This is a genomic window from Burkholderia sp. KCJ3K979 (assembly GCF_016759955.1).
GTDB classification, from domain to species: Bacteria; Pseudomonadota; Gammaproteobacteria; order Burkholderiales; family Burkholderiaceae; genus Burkholderia; species Burkholderia orbicola.
This window is the reverse complement of sequence record NZ_JACFYV010000010.1, coordinates 1-14960: the sequence shown is the minus strand read 5'-3', so window position 1 is coordinate 14960 and position 14960 is coordinate 1. Positions and strand designations below refer to the sequence as shown.

Sequence of the window (14960 nt, the reverse complement as noted above, 5' to 3'; positions counted from 1 at the left end):
AGGACATTCACATCATGAGCATCATCGAGAACACCGAAGACCTCGGCGTGTTGCGTTTCATCACCGCGGGCAGCGTCGACGACGGCAAGAGCACGCTGATCGGCCGCCTGCTGTACGACAGCAAGGCCGTGCTGTCCGACCAGCTGTCCGCGCTGTCGCGCGCGAAGAACAAGCGCACGGTCGGCGACGAGCTGGATCTCGCGCTGCTGACCGACGGCCTCGAAGCCGAGCGCGAGCAGGGCATCACGATCGACGTCGCGTACCGCTACTTCGCGACCGCGAAGCGCAAGTTCATCATCGCCGACACGCCGGGCCACGAGCAGTACACGCGCAACATGGTGACGGGCGCGTCGACCGCGCACGCGGCGATCGTGCTGATCGACGCGACGCGCATCACCGTCGAGAACGGCGTCGTGCAACTGCTGCCGCAGACCAAGCGCCACAGCGCGATCGTCAAGCTGCTCGGCCTGCAGCACGTGATCGTCGCGATCAACAAGATGGACCTCGTCGACTACAGCGAGGCGCGGTTCAACGAGATCCGCGACGCGTACGTCGCGCTCGCGAAGCAGCTCGGCCTGACCGACGTGCGCTTCGTGCCGGTGTCGGCGCTGAAGGGCGACAACATCGTCGGCGCGAGCGAGCGGATGCCGTGGTACGCGGGCGAGCCGCTCCTCGACGTGCTCGAGTCGCTGCCGGTCGAGACGCAGGCGCATGACGCGCTGCGCTTCCCGGTGCAGTGGGTCGCACGCCAGGACGGCAGTTCGGCCGACGATTTCCGCGGCTACATGGGCCGCATCGAGTCGGGCGAAGTGAAGGTCGGCGACAAAATCGTGGTGCTGCCGTCGAACCGCACCGCGACGGTTGCCGAGATCGTCGCGCCGGTGCCGGGCGGCACCGCGGCGGTTGCGCACGCGTTCGCGGGCCAGACGGTGACGATCCGTCTCGAAGAGGACGTCGACGTGTCGCGCGGCGACATGTTCGTCACGACCGCCGAGCCGGTCGAGCCGGCCAAGAAGCTCGAGGCCGACCTGTGCTGGTTCGACGAGGCGCCGCTGTCGCCGCAGCGCAAGTACCTGCTGAAGCAGACCACCAGCACGGTGTTCGCGAAGATCGGCGCGATCAAGCAGGTGCTCGACGTGCATACGCTGTCGCACGCGACCGACCGTCAGGAACTGAAAATGAACGACATCGGCCGCGTGGCGCTGACGCTGCAAAAGCCGATCGTCTGCGACACGTACGATGCGCACCCCGGTACGGGCGCGTTCGTGCTGATCGACGAGGCGACGCATCACACGGTCGCCGCGGGCATGATCCGCGCGTTCTCGGCGTAATCGTCAATCTGCGCGGCGGCGAACCGGCCGCCGACGCAGGACCCTAGCGAAGCGACACACATGGGCAAGGTATATCTGATCGGAGCAGGACCGGGCGCGGCGGACCTCATCACGGTGCGCGGCATGCGGCTGCTCGAGCAGGCCGACGTCGTGCTGCACGACGCGCTCGTCGAGCCGGCGATGCTCGACTATGCGCCGAACGCGCGGAAGATCGCGGTCGGCAAGCGCTGCGGGCAGCGCTCGACCGCGCAGCATTTCATCAACAAGCAGGTCGTCGATGCGGCGCGCGAGCATGCGTGCGTCGTGCGGCTGAAGGGCGGCGATCCGATGCTGTTCGGCCGCGCGGAAGAGGAAATGCGCGCGCTGGAGGCGGCCGGCATCGACTACGAGGTCGTGCCGGGCATCACCGCGGCGCTGGCCGGCGCGGCGACGCTCAAGCGTTCGCTGACGTTGCGCGGCGTGTCGCGCAGCGTCGCGTTCGCGACGCACAGCCGCGCGCCGGGCAGCGACGAGATTCGCGAAGCCGCGCGTGCCGATTCGATCGTCTACTACATGGGCCGCGACAGCGCGCCCGGCATCGCGCAGGAATTGATCGACGCTGGCCGTGCACCTGCGACGCCGGTGGCGATCGTCGAGGCCTGCAGCACCGCACGCGAACGCACGCTGACGCTGACACTCGCGCAGATGGCGGCCGGCGACGCGCAGGCGTGGCTCGATCCCGCGGAACCGAGCCTGCTGATGATCGGCGATGCGTTCGCCGAACGCGCACGGCAGGCGCAGGCGGGTGCGCCGGTGCGCCATGCCGCCTGAGCACGGCTCGAACGCGGTCCGAAACGAAAAAAGCGCCGGCAGATGCCGGCGCTTTTTCTTTGGGTACGGCGAAGGCGCGGGCGGCTACACGTCGCCGCCGAGCTGGTCGATGCAATAGCGCGCGACCGCGTCGAGCACGCCGTCGTCTTCGCCGACGGCCGTCGCGCAGCGGATCTCGACGCCCGGATGCGCGGCGCGGCATGCATCGACGAGCTGCGGCAGGTCGCGGCGCACGTGGCCGCCCTGGCCGAAGAACACGGGCACCACGGTGATGCGCGCGCAGCCGGCCGCGACTTGTGCGGCCACGGCCTCACCGAGCGACGGCGTCATCAGTTCGAGGAACGCGAGCGACACGTGCGTGGCAGAGGAGCCGGCGCCGCGCAGCCGCGCGGCGAGCCGCTCGAACGGCTCGGCCCAGCGCGGGTCGCGGGCGCCGTGGCCGAACAGGACGATACCGTGCGAACTCATGTGGAAGCCTCCGTCGTGACGGCGCTCAGTGCCGGTCGACCCACTTGAGCGCGAACAGGCCGAGCGCGAGATAGATGAGGCCCGGCGTCGCGGCGGTGAGCGGCGCGGGCCACGTGTTCAGCGTGCCGATGTGCGAGAACAGCGTGTTGAGCAACTGGAAGCTCATGCCGAGCATGATGCCGCCGAACACCTTCACGCCGACCACGCCCGCCCGCGTGTGCAGGTACGCGAACGGCAGCGACAGCACGAGCATCACGAACACCGCGAACGGATACAGCAGCTTGCGCCACAGCGCGATGTCGTAGCGTTGCGTGTCCTGCTGGTTCTCGCGCAAGTGCTGGATGTAGCGGAACAGGTTGATGATCGACATGCGCTCCGGCGACACGAGCAGCACCGACAGGATCTGCGGCGTCAGGTCGGAGCGCAGCCGGTATTCGGGCAGCGACACCTGCTGCGACCGGTACACGGGGTTCAGCGCATCGGCCGGCTGGCCGGTGATCGGCTTGATCGGCGTCAGCTCCGTCTCGGTGACGCCCTTCAGCAGCCAGTGGCCGGGCGGCTCGTAGCGGCCCGTCTGCGCGATCCGCACGTTCTGCAGCTGGAATTTCGAGTCGAATTCGTAGATGCGCACGTTGCTGATCGTCGAGTCGGGCGACAGGCTGCCGACGTTGACGAAGCGCGTGACCTGCTCGCCGTTCTCGCGGGCGGCGAGCGTGTCCTTGACCCACACGCCGGACTGGAAGTTCGACGACACCGAGGCGCCGAGCGCCTGCAGCCGCACGCGTTCGGACAACTGGTCGGCGTACGGGCCGACGAATTCGCCGATCAGGTAGGTGACGATCACGAGCGGCACGCCGATCTTCAGCAGCGAGCGCAGCGCCTGGTTGGTCGCGAGGCCCGACACGCGGAAGATCGTGAATTCCGAGTTCGCGGCCATCTGCGCGAACACGTAGATCGCGCTGATCAGCGCGGCGACCGGGATGATCTCGTAGAAACGCGACGGCGTCTGCAGCGCGACGCGCAGCACCGCGTAACCGAACTTGTAGTTGCCGTGCCCGACCGAGTTCAGCTCGCTGATCAGGTCGAAGAAGAAGAACAGACCCGAGAACGCGAACAGGATGAAGACGAACGTGATGTAGATCTGCCGCGCGAAGTATTTTTCATAGAGCCGCATCGATCATGCTCCCGAGCGGCCGAACAGCGCGCGTGTCAACAACGGACGATTGCGCACGCGCAACCAGAAAATGAACGCGACGATCGCCGCGACGACCACATGCAGGCCGACGAGGCCGACGCCGAACGACATCTTGCCCTGCTCGATCTGCGCCTGCACGACGTTCAGCAGGTTCGAGTACGTGAGGTAGATCAGCACGGCCATCACGAGGTTGATCGTGCGGCTGCGGCGCGGGTTCTGGTACGACAGCGGGATGCCGAGCACCATCAGGTTGATCGCGATCAGCGGCAGTCCCGCGCGCCACGCGAATTCCGCGAGATTGTCGCGCGTCGGGTTGCGCAGCAGGTCGGGCGTGGGCGTGCTGTTGGTGGTCTGCACGTTGGTGACCGGCTTGCTCGTGATCTTCACGCCGTAGCGCTCGAACTCCATGATCTTGAAGTTCGGCTGGCCGGGCGTGCCGTCGTAGCGGCGGCCGTCCTCGAGGACGACGAAGCGATCGCCGTCCTTCGAGGTTTCCGTATGGCCCGTTTGCGACACGACCACGTTGACCTTGCCGTTTTCCGTCGACGTGACGAAGACGTTCTGGACCTTGCTCTGGTCCGGCGACATCTTCTCGATGAAGAACACGCGATGGTTCGCGGCCGATTCGCGGAACTGGCCCGGCGCGAGCAGCGAGATTTCGTCGCGCTGCTGGAAGCGCGCGCGGATCATCTTGCTCTGCTGGTTCGACCACGGCCAGCCGACGAACGCGAAGAAGGTGATCAGCAGGATGATCGGCGTGGCGAACACGCCGATCGGCTTGATGAGGCGCGTGAGGCTCACGCCCGACGCGAGCCACACCACCATTTCGGAGTCCCGGTACCACCGGGTCAGCACGAACAGGATCGACACGAACAGCGTGACGACGAGCATCACGGCGAGGTAGCCGATCACGGTCAGGCCGATCAGCACGAGCACGTCCCGCGGATCGATTTCGCCGGACGCGGCGTAGCCGACGATGCGAATCATCATCGTCGTGAGCATGATCGTGAGCAGCACCATGAACACGGCGCCAGCCGTATACGCAAGCTCGCGCTGGAGGGAGCGTTCGAAGATCATTCTTGATGAGAAGAGGGCGGGAGGCTGCGCACGCGTGGTGGAGCGCTCGCGCCGCCACGGGAAAAATAGCGGATAATTGCGGCTTTCATCCTTAGCCCAGATTTTATCCGAGGACAAGCGCGATGGACTTTAGCATAAAAGGCTGTGATTGGAGCAAAGGCGAGGCCAAGGGGTTCCTGACCGGGAAGTCCGACTGCATCGTGCTCGGCATCTTCGAGGCGCAGACCCTGTCGGGCGCGGCGCTCGACATCGACACGGCCACCAAGGGACTGATCTCGCGCGTGGTGAAGGCCGGCGACATGGACGGCAAGCGCGGCAAGACGCTGTTCCTGCACGAAGTGTCGGGCATCGGCGCGTCGCGCGTGCTGCTCGTCGGGCTCGGCAAGCAGGATGCTTTCAATCAGAAAGCCTATAACGATGCGGCGACGGCCGCCTGGCGCGCGCTGCTGGCGACCAAGGTCGTCCAGGTCACGTTCTCGCTCGCGCAACTGCCGGTCGACGAGCGCAGCTCCGACTGGGGCGTGCGCGCCGCGATCCTCGCGCTGCGCAACGAGACCTACCGCTTCACGCAGATGAAGAGCAAGCCGGAACCGGCGTCGCACACGCTCAAGCGCGTCGTGTTCAGCGTCGACCCGGCGGACGAAAAGGCCGCGAAGGTCGCGGTCAAGCAGGCCGTCGCGCTCGCGAACGGGATGGATCTCACCCGCGACCTCGGCAACCTGCCCGGCAACGTCTGCACGCCGACCTATCTCGGCAACACCGCGAAGAAGATCGCGAAGGATTGGGGCCTGAAGGCCGAAGTCCTCGGGCTCAAGCAGATCCAGGCGCTGAAGATGGGGTCGTTCCTGTCGGTGGCGCGCGCGTCGGTCGAGCCGCCGCAGTTCATCGTGCTGCACTACCAGGGCGCCGCCGCGAAGGCCGCGCCGGTCGTGCTGGTCGGCAAGGGCATCACGTTCGACACGGGCGGCATCTCGCTGAAGCCGGGCGAGGGCATGGACGAGATGAAGTACGACATGTGCGGCGCCGGCTCGGTGCTCGGCACGATGCGTGCGGTCGCCGAGATGGGCCTGAAGATCAACGTCGTCGCGATCGTCCCGACCTGCGAGAACATGCCGGGCGGCAATGCGACGAAGCCGGGCGACATCGTCACCAGCATGAAGGGGCTGACGATCGAGGTGCTGAACACCGACGCCGAAGGCCGCCTGATCCTGTGCGACGCACTTACCTATGCCGAGCGCTTCAAGCCGGCCGCCGTGATCGACGTCGCGACGCTGACGGGCGCGTGCGTGATCGCGCTGGGCGGCCACAACAGCGGGCTGTTCTCGACGAACGACGCGCTCGCGGGCGAACTGCTCGACGCGTCGCGCGAGGCGAACGACCCGGCATGGCGCATGCCGCTCGACGACGAGTACCAGGATCAGCTGAAGTCGAATTTCGCGGATCTCGCGAACATCGGCGGGCGCCCGGCCGGCGCCGTGACGGCCGCGTGCTTCCTGTCGCGCTTCACCGAGAGCTATCCGTGGGCCCACCTCGACATCGCGGGCACCGCATGGAAGGGCGGTGCCGCGAAGGGTGCGACGGGCCGTCCGGTGCCGTTGCTCGCGCAGTTCCTGATCGACCGCGCCGGCCAGTGATGGCGGGGCTGACGACGCTGCGGGTGCGCGGGCAATGACGCGGATCGATTTCCACTCGAACGTCGGCGATTCGCTCGCGTACGCGTGCCGGCTGCTGCGCAAGGCCTATCAGGCCAGGCAGCCGGTCGTCGTGCTCGCCGAGCCCGCACGCCTGCGCGCGCTCGACGAGCGGCTCTGGACGTTCTCGCCGCTCGATTTCATCCCGCATTGCGGCGTCGACAGCGAGCATGCAGCCGGCACGCCGATCGTGCTGGCCGCCGATCTCGACCGTGCGCCGCATCATCACGTGCTGCTGAACCTCGGCGCGACCGTGCCCGCGCAGTTCGCCCGCTTCGAGCGCCTGCTCGAGGTGGTCGGCAACGCGCCGGACGAGCTGGCCGCGGGCCGCGACCGCTACCGGTTCTATCGCGACCGCGGCTACGCGCTGAACAACTACAAGCAGGGCGGCTAGCCGCAACCGTCGACGGAGTGTTCCCGTGACAGAAGCCGATTCATCCTCGATCCCGACACTGACCGACGTGCTGGTGCCGGGCAAGCCGGCGTCGGCGCGTTCGTCCGCGTCCGCCGCGCCCCAACCGCACGACAGCGCGGCCATTCCGGTGCTAACCGACGTGATCGCCCCGGGCGCCGCCGGTGCGGCGCCGGCTGATTTCCGTCAAACCGAAGCCGACCCCGAATCCGTCGTGGTCGAGCCCATCCCGACGCCGCACGTGCCGGCCGTCGAACTGCCCGGCGACGCGGCGACGGCGGCCGCCGCGGGCGAGACCGATGCACCGGCCGAACCCGGCGCCGCGGAGCACGTGGTCGCAGAAGACGCGGCCGCGATGACGGCGCCGCTGCGCTCGTCGCTGGTCGATGACGACCTGCCGCCGCACACGTTCGCCGCGATTGCGCCCGAAGCGGTTGCGCACGCGCCTGACACGGCGATGCCGCAGGCGGACCTGCCGAGTGCAGCGCCGCAGCCGGACGCGCAGGCCGCAGCGGGGCTGACGCCGGAAGATGCGCAGCACATCGCCGAGCGGCTGCGCAATCGGCTGACGAATTATCTGACCGGGGCGGGGCGCGACGCCATCGAAGCGCGCTGTCGCGATGCGCTGCACGAGCATTCGGCCTGGCTGGTCGGCCAGATCACGCGCGAAGTCGCCCTCGCGCTGGAAACCGAGGTGATGGACTGGGTGCGCGATGCGGTCGATGAAGAGATCGCCCGCCGTCGCGTCGGTCATTCCGGCTGAACGGCCGATCTTTCGCGCTGGCGAAAAAGAAGGGGCGGGGCCGGTAAGGGCCTGCGAAGGCGCCGCAGAGGTGTGGGGCGGCCAGTATCGAGCCGCCGTCTCGCGGCGCCCTGCACACGGCGCGGGTACGCCGCGCGAGTATCCGATTCAGCGGACCGACAGCACCCACTGGGCGAGCGTGTGGGCTTCGATGCTCGTCAGTTGCGTATTGGCGGGCATCGGCACGCTGCCCCATACGCCGACGCTGCCTTTTACGATCGATTGCGCCAGATAATCGGCGGCGTCGCCGCGCGCCGCGTACTTGCCGGCGATGTCGTGGAACGACGGGCCCATCAGCGGCTTGCCGATTGCATGGCACGCCATGCAGTTCTTGCGCTGCGCCAGCGCGAGCCCGTCGGTCTGGTCGGCACGCGCCGCCGCCGCGCTGCCGGTCAGCAGTGTGGCGAGCAGCACGCGCAATATCGTCTGTTTCATGCGGTTCTCCGCCGGCGGGGACGGCCGGCTTCATGGTCCGCGCATTATAGAAGCAAAGGGGAAGCACGTTTTGCGTGTTCCCGGCGGCCTCGTTTATCGGGGTCGCATGCCTTGCGGCCCTGCTTCAACCCGTGACCGCCCCCTGGTTCGCCGGTCGGGCGAGCGCCGCGAATTTCGCGAGCACCCCGCGCGTATAGCGCGGCGCCGGCTGTCGCCACGCGGCGCGGCGCCGGGCGAGTTCCGCCTCGTCGACGTTCAATTGCAGCAGCAGCCGGTGCGCGTCGATCGTGATCGAATCGCCTTCCTGCACCAGCGCGATCGTGCCGCCGACGAACGCTTCCGGCGCGACGTGGCCGACCACCATGCCCCAGGTGCCGCCCGAGAAGCGTCCGTCCGTGATGAAGCCGACCGATTCGCCGAGTCCCTTGCCGATGATCGCGGAAGTTGGCGCGAGCATTTCCGGCATGCCGGGGCCGCCCTGCGGGCCGAGGTAGCGCAGCACGAGGATGTCGCCCGCGCGAATCCGGTCGCCGAGGATCGCGTCCATCGCGCTCTGCTCGTCGTCGAACACGCGCGCCGGCCCCGTGATCACCGGGTTCTTCAGGCCGGTGATCTTCGCGACCGCGCCGTCTTCCGCGAGATTGCCCTTCAGGATCGCGAGGTGGCCTTCCTTGTACAGTGCGCGGTCGATCGGGAAGATCACATGCTGGTCCGCGCGCGGCACGGCCGGCACGTCCTTCAGCTCGTCGGCGATCGTGCGGCCGGTGATCGTCATGCAGTCGCCGTGCAGCAGCCCTGCATCGAGCAGGATCTTCAGCACCTGCGGAATCCCGCCGGCCCGGTGCAGGTCGGTCGCGACGTACTGCCCCGACGGCTTCAGGTCGCAGATCACCGGCACGCGTTTGCGAATGCGCTCGAAGTCGTCGATCGTCCAGTCGACTTCGGCCGCGTGCGCGATCGCGAGATAGTGCAGCACCGCGTTGGTCGAGCCGCCGGTGGCCATGATCACCGACACCGCGTTCTCGATCGATTCCTTCGTGATGATGTCGCGCGGCTTCAGGTCGCGCTTCACCGCCTCGACCAGCACGCGTGCCGATTCGGCGGCCGAATCGACTTTCTCCTGGTCGGGGTTCGCCATCGTCGACGAATACAGCAGCGACATCCCGAGCGCCTCGAACGACGAACTCATCGTGTTCGCGGTGTACATGCCGCCGCACGAACCCGACGTCGGGCACGCGTTCTTCTCGACGCCTTCGAAGTCTTCCTGCGACATCCGGCCCGCGGTGAATTCGCCGACGGCCTCGAACGACGACACGATCGTCAGGTCGCGGCCCTTCCAGTTGCCCGGGCGGATCGTGCCGCCGTACACGTAGATGCCCGGCACGTTCAGGCGTGCGAGCGCGATCATGCCGCCGGGCATGTTCTTGTCGCAGCCGCCGACCACCACCACGCCGTCCATCCACTGGCCCTGCACGCAGGTCTCGATGCAGTCGGCGATCACTTCGCGCGACACGAGCGAGTACTTCATCCCTTCGGTGCCCATCGACATGCCGTCCGAAATCGTCGGCGTGCCGAAGATCTGCGGGTTCGCGCCGGCCGCCTTCACGGCATCCACGGCCGCGTCCGACAGGCGCTGCAGGCCGGAATTGCACGGCGTGATCGTCGAGTGGCCGTTCGCGACGCCGACCATCGGCTTGTCGAAATCGTCCTTCTGGTAGCCGAGGGCGTAATACATCGACCGGTTCGGCGAACGGGCCACGCCTTGCGTGATGTTTTTAGAGCGGCGGTTGTACGACATGGGGAAGCTCCATCGTTGTTTTGGCGACGCCGGCGCGACTGGCGCGCCGGGTGGATCAACCAAGCATGGAGTTTCCGTTATCGGATGTCCAATATATTATTTGTCGCTTATTAAGTCGTTTTGCGAATGAGTCGAGCATGGCCGATCCCACCCCCGACCTGCGCCAGTGGCGCTATTTCGTCACCATCGCCGACGAACGCCATTTCGGTCGCGCGGCCGAGCGCCTGTCGATGACGCAGCCGCCGCTGTCGCAGGCGATCCGCGCGCTGGAGGACGCGCTGGGGGTCGCGCTGTTCGTGCGCACCAAGCGCTCGGTGGCGCTGACGGCGGTCGGCGCGGCGCTGCTGCCGGACGTGCGCCGGCTGCTGGCGTCGGCCGACGCGCTGCCGCCGCTCGCGCGGCGGCTCGCACGCGGCGAGGCCGGCTCGCTGTCGCTCGCGTTCGTATCGACCGCCGATTACGGGCTGTTGCCGTCATTGCTGCGTGCGTTCGGCGCGCGCTATCCGCAGGTGCGGCTGCAGCTCGCGGAAGCGACGAGCGACGTGCAGATCGACGAACTCGTCGCCGGGCGCATCGATGCCGGGCTCGTCATTCCGCCCGTACCGCCGCGTCACGCGGCCGGATTGTCGTACCTGCCCGTCGTGCGCGAACCGCTGGTGGTCGCGATGCCGGCCGGGGCATCCGATGCGCCGGAGGACGCGCCCGTGCAGCTCGCCGAGGTCGCCGCGTTGCCGCTCGTGATCTTCCCGCGTCGTTTGGCGCCCGGCTTTTATGACATCATTACAGGCTGCTACGGCGCGGCGGGGGAAACCCCGCACATCGGCCAGGAGGCGATCCAGATGCAGACGATCGTCAGCCTCGTGTCGGCCGGCATGGGCGTCGCACTGGTGCCGCAATCGCTGCGTAACCTGCGGCGCACCGGCGTGGTCTACCGGCCGCTCGCCGGCCCTGCGCCGGTCGTCGAGACGGGCCTCGTGTGGCGCACCGGCGACGTGAGTCCCGTGCTCGCCGGCTTCATCGACGTCGTGCGCGCGCAAGGTCTTGCCGCGTGACGTGAACGATGGCGCGCGCGCACCGTCCAACGCGCGGTGCCGCACATGTGCGACGGCCGTACCGTATTCGAAAACTTCTTCGCTAACCCATGATCATTCACCCGAATTTCGACCCCGTTGCGATCCATCTCGGGCCGCTGGCCGTGCGCTGGTATGGCCTCATGTATCTCGTCGGCTTCATCGCGGCGATCGTCGTCGGCCGGATCCGCCTGAAGCTGCCGTACGTCGCGGCGCAGGGCTGGACCGCGAAGGACATCGACGACATGATGTTCTACGGCGTGCTCGGCACCGTGCTCGGCGGCCGGCTCGGCTACGTGCTGTTCTACAAGGCCGATTTCTATTTCTCGCATCCGCTCGACGTGTTCAAGGTGTGGGAAGGCGGCATGTCGTTTCACGGCGGCTTCCTCGGCGTGACGCTCGCGATGATGCTGTTCGCGTGGCAGCGCAAGCGCCACTGGCTGCAGGTCACCGATTTCGTCGCGCCGATGGTGCCGTTGGGGCTCGCGGCCGGGCGGCTCGGCAACTTCATCAACGGCGAACTGTGGGGCCGCGTGACCGATCCGACGGCGCCGTGGGCGATGCTGTTCCCGGGCGCGATGCGCGACGATGCGGCATGGCTGCCGAAACATCCGGAACTCGTCGAGAAGTGGCATCTCGCGGACGTGTTCATGCAATACCAGATGCTGCCGCGCCATCCTTCTCAGCTCTATGAAATCGCGCTCGAAGGGATCGCGCTGTTCTTCGTGCTGTTCCTGTTCGCGCGCAAGCCGCGGCCGATGGGCGCGATATCCGCGCTGTTCCTGATCGGTTATGGCCTCGCGCGTTTCACGGTCGAGTTCGCGCGCGAGCCCGACGACTTCCTCGGCCTGCTCGCACTCGGCCTGTCGATGGGGCAGTGGCTGTCGCTGCCGATGATCCTCGCCGGTATCGCGATGATGATCTGGGCGTATCGCCGCCGCGCGGCGAATGCGAATGCGGCTGCTTGAAATGGCTACATGAGGTGGCCGCATGACGCAGTAACGATGCATGCGCGCCTGGCGCGCGCGTCGGTCACCCCGATGCACATGAAAACGCCGACCCTCGGGCCGGCGTTTTTCGTTTCCGACGACTGCGCGATGCGCGTTACTTCATCTGCACCGAGCCGTTGACGGTGACCGACACGGTGGCCTTGCCGCCTTCGACCGCGATCGGCGCGCTCATCTTCGCGCTGTCCATCGGCGCCGCGGCCATCGCCATCATGCGCGGGTACGGCTGCACGTTGCGGCCGCTGCCGACGTTCACGTCGCGGATCGTGTAGCTGCTGTAGCCGAACGCCTTCGCGGCTTCGTCCGCGCGGGCGCGGAACGACTTGATCGCTTCGGTCGTGAGCTTCTGCTCGGCCGTGCGCTGTGCTTCCGGCGACAGCGAGAATTCGACGTTCGCGACCTGCATCAGGTTCGACAACTGGCCCGCCAGCTTCGACGCCGCGGCGAAATCGCGCGATTCGAGCGCGACCTCGGTGCGGCCGCGCCATGCGGAAATCTTGCCGTCGCGATCGGTGCTCGGATACACGGAGAACGCGCCCGTGTGCGCGGTGACGCCCGACACGCCCTTCGCCTGCGACAGCGCCGCATCTGCGCGCTGGTTCAACTGCGCGGTGAGGCTGCCCGGGTCCTTGGCCTGCTGCTCGTAGAACAGCGTGATGTGGATGATGTCCTGCGGCACGTCGGCACTGGCCTGCGACGACAGCGACAGCACGCCCGCCGGCTCCGGAAAGTGCGGATTCGCCGCCTGCGCGTGCGCGGCGGGCGACGCGAGCGTCAGCGCGACGGGAACGGCGGCGGCGAGGGCGAGCGACAGCGCGAGTGCGGATTTCTTGGTCATTGTTGGACTCCTTGTGCGAGGGCGCGCACGCGGATCACGCGTGCGCGACGCGGGCGTACCGCGCGACGAAAAAACGACAGCCGGCCCGATTGGCCGACAGCGGTTGCTTAGGCTGCGCGAATGCTTCGCGAGTTCCGTTACGGCAACGCGTACTGACCGGATTTGACGTTTGGCGCGCGCCTACTTCATCAACTTTTCGGTGATGAATCGCCATTCCGCCCGCGTGACGGGCGTGATCGACAGCCGGTTGCCGCGCGCGAGCACGCGCATGTCGGCGAGCTCGTCGTGTTCGCGCAGCGCGGCGAGCGGCACGAGCGGCGACTTCTTCACGAAGCGCACGTCGACGAGCAGCCAGCGTGGCGCTTCCTGCGTCGATTTCGGGTCGTAATAGGGGCTTTTCGGATCGAACTGCGTGGGATCGGGGTAGGGCGTCGACGATACTTCGGCGAGGCCCGCGATGCCCGGCTCGGGGCAACTGGAGTGATAGAACAGCACGCCGTCGCCGATCTTCATCGTGTCGCGCATGAAATTGCGCGCCTGATAGTTGCGCACGCCGGTCCACGGCAGCGAGCGCTGCGGTGCGTTGGCGAGATCGTCGATGCTCGCTTCGTCCGGTTCGGACTTCATCAGCCAGTATTGCATGGTCGTGATCGACGCAGAAAGAGGCTGCTACAAAAGAAAACGGCACCGGGCGTTGCCCGATGCCGTTGGATAGGCCCCCGCCTTGGCCGCTAGGCCGGCATCCTGAACCTGAGGTTCAGAATTGGTCGCAGTTAGCAGCACTTCGGGTACATCAGACAGAGTGACGCGCGCGCCCGTGCTACAAATTTCCGCAACCGTGCACATGGCATTGGTTCAAGGAATATATGACCTTGGCGAACCAGGCAGGGAAGCTGACTGAACTGTGTTTCGATGCGCCAATTTGACCACCGTTGATCGTCGAGATCAAGCGGAATCGACGTATCGTTTGAAACGTTACTGCGTCTCGTGCTGTGCGAGCACCGCGCCGAGCTGTTCGTTCATCTGGTGCATTGTACGACGGATTTCCTCGGCCGGAAATGCTTCACCGTGCCGCACGCTCGTTTGCAGTCGCAGCAATTCCGATGCGAGGGACAGCGCCGCCATCACCGCGATGCGATCGGTGCCGCGCACCGAGCTGTTCGAGCGGATTTTCGACATTTCGGCGTCGACGCGTGCGACCGCTTCGAGCAGCGCCGCTTCGGTCTCGGCCGAACAGGCGAGCCGATACGGCTGACCGAGAATCGAGACTTCGATCTGCTTGGTGCTCATGCATGTTCTCCGTGGCTGGCCGCGTCATCGCCATCCGTGCGCGCCTGCGCATCGAGCAGGTCGAGCTGGTTGTCGGCTTGCTCCGCGCTCTTCGAGCGCGGCAGCTTTTCGAGAATCGCGTTCAGTTTCACCTGGGCGTCGTCGATCTTCGCCGACAGCGTGTCGCGCTCGGCCGCGAGCGCATTGCGTTCGTCGCGCAGCTGCGCGAGTTCCGCGCGGACCGTGTCCGCTTCCGCGCGCAATTGCGCGACCTGCTCCTCGAGCGCGAGCCGTTCCGAGTGATAGCGCTTGTTCAGCGAAATCAGACGGCCAATATTTTGAGATAGGGTTTCGAGTTCGTTGAGCATTTGCTGCGTCCTCTAAAGACCCAGCATTTTAGCGCGGAATAACGCGCAATCCGACATCTGTAACGTTTCCAGTCGTAACACCCCGGCTTCTTGCCGCGAATAGGCGTGTCCCGCGCCGCTCCGGACGCTTCCTTGACGCTCGCGCGACCGCCTCCTAAACTGGCGCCGCCTCGGTGCTCGCGCGCAGGACGCGCGGTTAAACGGGAAGCAGGGTGCGGGCTCCACGAGCGTGCCAACCTGCGCTGCCCCCGCAACGGTAAGCGGCCGCGTCGTGTGACGCAGGCCGGCTCGGGCGCGTTTCGCGTGCAGGTCGCAGGCGGGCGCGGGCCACTGCGCGTCATCGCGCGGGAAGGCGAGCCGGACCGCCGCCAGCCCGGATACCGGCCGAG

At 66.9% G+C, this 14960-nt stretch carries 16 protein-coding genes, 1 other RNA gene and 1 riboswitch; of the genes, 7 read left to right on the top strand and 10 right to left on the bottom strand.

Annotated features, from left to right (window positions below; all coding sequences use genetic code 11):
* The first annotated feature begins 14 nt into the window (after positions 1–14).
* Together H3O04_RS04200 and cobA are read left to right on the top strand one after the other, a co-directional pair.
* Positions 15–1331 carry a sulfate adenylyltransferase subunit 1 gene (locus tag H3O04_RS04200; RefSeq protein ID WP_202587205.1) on the top strand — a complete coding sequence of 439 codons (1317 nt, stop codon included), beginning with the start codon at positions 15–17 and terminating at the stop codon, positions 1329–1331.
* Positions 1332–1391: 60 nt separating this feature from the next.
* Positions 1392–2141 carry a uroporphyrinogen-III C-methyltransferase gene (gene cobA, locus H3O04_RS04195; RefSeq protein ID WP_006478078.1) on the top strand — a complete coding sequence of 250 codons (750 nt, stop codon included), beginning with the start codon at positions 1392–1394 and terminating at the stop codon, positions 2139–2141.
* An 84-nt stretch (positions 2142–2225) separates the two neighbouring features.
* Here cobA and H3O04_RS04190 read toward each other — a convergent pair whose 3' ends face one another.
* Genes H3O04_RS04190 through lptF form a run of 3 tightly spaced genes read right to left on the bottom strand, consistent with a single transcriptional unit; the run spans position 2226 to position 4881 of the window.
* The gene (locus tag H3O04_RS04190) at positions 2226–2609 is read right to left on the bottom strand and encodes a sirohydrochlorin chelatase (RefSeq protein WP_006478079.1); all 384 of its coding nucleotides are present in this window, start codon (positions 2607–2609) and stop codon (positions 2226–2228) included.
* Positions 2610–2634: 25 nt separating this feature from the next.
* On the bottom strand, positions 2635–3783 hold the full coding sequence (lptG, locus tag H3O04_RS04185) for an LPS export ABC transporter permease LptG (protein ID WP_011694364.1): 1149 nt from the start codon (positions 3781–3783) through the stop codon (positions 2635–2637).
* A 3-nt stretch (positions 3784–3786) separates the two neighbouring features.
* The gene (lptF, locus tag H3O04_RS04180; RefSeq protein ID WP_011694363.1) at positions 3787–4881 is read right to left on the bottom strand and encodes an LPS export ABC transporter permease LptF; all 1095 of its coding nucleotides are present in this window, start codon (positions 4879–4881) and stop codon (positions 3787–3789) included.
* A 122-nt stretch (positions 4882–5003) separates the two neighbouring features.
* Here lptF and H3O04_RS04175 point away from each other — a divergent pair, with 122 nt between their 5' ends.
* Genes H3O04_RS04175 through H3O04_RS04165 form a run of 3 tightly spaced genes read left to right on the top strand, consistent with a single transcriptional unit; the run spans position 5004 to position 7747 of the window.
* Positions 5004–6515 (top strand): leucyl aminopeptidase, encoded by a 1512-nt coding sequence (locus H3O04_RS04175; RefSeq protein WP_006478082.1) that lies wholly within the window; start codon positions 5004–5006, stop codon positions 6513–6515.
* A gap of 34 nt (positions 6516–6549) precedes the next feature.
* Positions 6550–6966 carry a DNA polymerase III subunit chi gene (locus tag H3O04_RS04170; protein ID WP_023477178.1) on the top strand — a complete coding sequence of 139 codons (417 nt, stop codon included), beginning with the start codon at positions 6550–6552 and terminating at the stop codon, positions 6964–6966.
* A 25-nt stretch (positions 6967–6991) separates the two neighbouring features.
* Positions 6992–7747, top strand: coding sequence for a DUF2486 family protein (locus tag H3O04_RS04165; RefSeq protein WP_202587204.1), 756 nt, complete (start codon positions 6992–6994; stop codon positions 7745–7747).
* A gap of 147 nt (positions 7748–7894) precedes the next feature.
* On the opposite strand, the gene H3O04_RS04160 is transcribed toward H3O04_RS04165, so the two are convergent.
* The gene (locus H3O04_RS04160; protein ID WP_006478085.1) at positions 7895–8221 is read right to left on the bottom strand and encodes a c-type cytochrome; all 327 of its coding nucleotides are present in this window, start codon (positions 8219–8221) and stop codon (positions 7895–7897) included.
* A gap of 124 nt (positions 8222–8345) precedes the next feature.
* The gene (gene ilvD, locus H3O04_RS04155) at positions 8346–10019 is read right to left on the bottom strand and encodes a dihydroxy-acid dehydratase (RefSeq protein ID WP_202587203.1); all 1674 of its coding nucleotides are present in this window, start codon (positions 10017–10019) and stop codon (positions 8346–8348) included.
* Positions 10020–10156: 137 nt separating this feature from the next.
* On the opposite strand from ilvD, the gene H3O04_RS04150 reads away from it, so the two are divergent.
* Together H3O04_RS04150 and lgt are read left to right on the top strand one after the other, a co-directional pair.
* On the top strand, positions 10157–11071 hold the full coding sequence (locus tag H3O04_RS04150) for a LysR substrate-binding domain-containing protein (RefSeq protein WP_202587202.1): 915 nt from the start codon (positions 10157–10159) through the stop codon (positions 11069–11071).
* 89 nt (positions 11072–11160) lie between these two features.
* Positions 11161–12057: a prolipoprotein diacylglyceryl transferase gene (gene lgt / locus H3O04_RS04145; RefSeq protein ID WP_012329025.1), complete on the top strand. Its 897-nt coding sequence runs from the start codon at positions 11161–11163 to the stop codon at positions 12055–12057.
* Positions 12058–12193: 136 nt separating this feature from the next.
* Here lgt and H3O04_RS04140 read toward each other — a convergent pair whose 3' ends face one another.
* From H3O04_RS04140 to H3O04_RS04120, 5 genes are all read right to left on the bottom strand, one after another.
* Positions 12194–12934, bottom strand: a complete 741-nt coding sequence (locus H3O04_RS04140; RefSeq protein ID WP_011545975.1) for an SIMPL domain-containing protein — start codon at positions 12932–12934, stop codon at positions 12194–12196.
* 180 nt (positions 12935–13114) lie between these two features.
* Complete coding sequence (locus H3O04_RS04135) at positions 13115–13576, bottom strand: EVE domain-containing protein (RefSeq protein WP_006478090.1); 462 nt, start codon at positions 13574–13576, stop codon at positions 13115–13117.
* A 70-nt stretch (positions 13577–13646) separates the two neighbouring features.
* A non-coding RNA gene (gene ssrS / locus H3O04_RS04130) (6S RNA) lies at positions 13647–13828 on the bottom strand.
* A gap of 81 nt (positions 13829–13909) precedes the next feature.
* The gene (locus H3O04_RS04125; protein WP_006478091.1) at positions 13910–14224 is read right to left on the bottom strand and encodes a cell division protein ZapA; all 315 of its coding nucleotides are present in this window, start codon (positions 14222–14224) and stop codon (positions 13910–13912) included.
* Complete coding sequence (locus H3O04_RS04120; RefSeq protein ID WP_006478092.1) at positions 14221–14571, bottom strand: ATPase; 351 nt, start codon at positions 14569–14571, stop codon at positions 14221–14223. Before H3O04_RS04120 ends, H3O04_RS04125 begins: the two co-directional genes overlap by 4 nt.
* A 154-nt stretch (positions 14572–14725) precedes the next feature.
* Positions 14726–14960: riboswitch (cobalamin riboswitch) on the top strand. This riboswitch is flagged as partial in the annotation.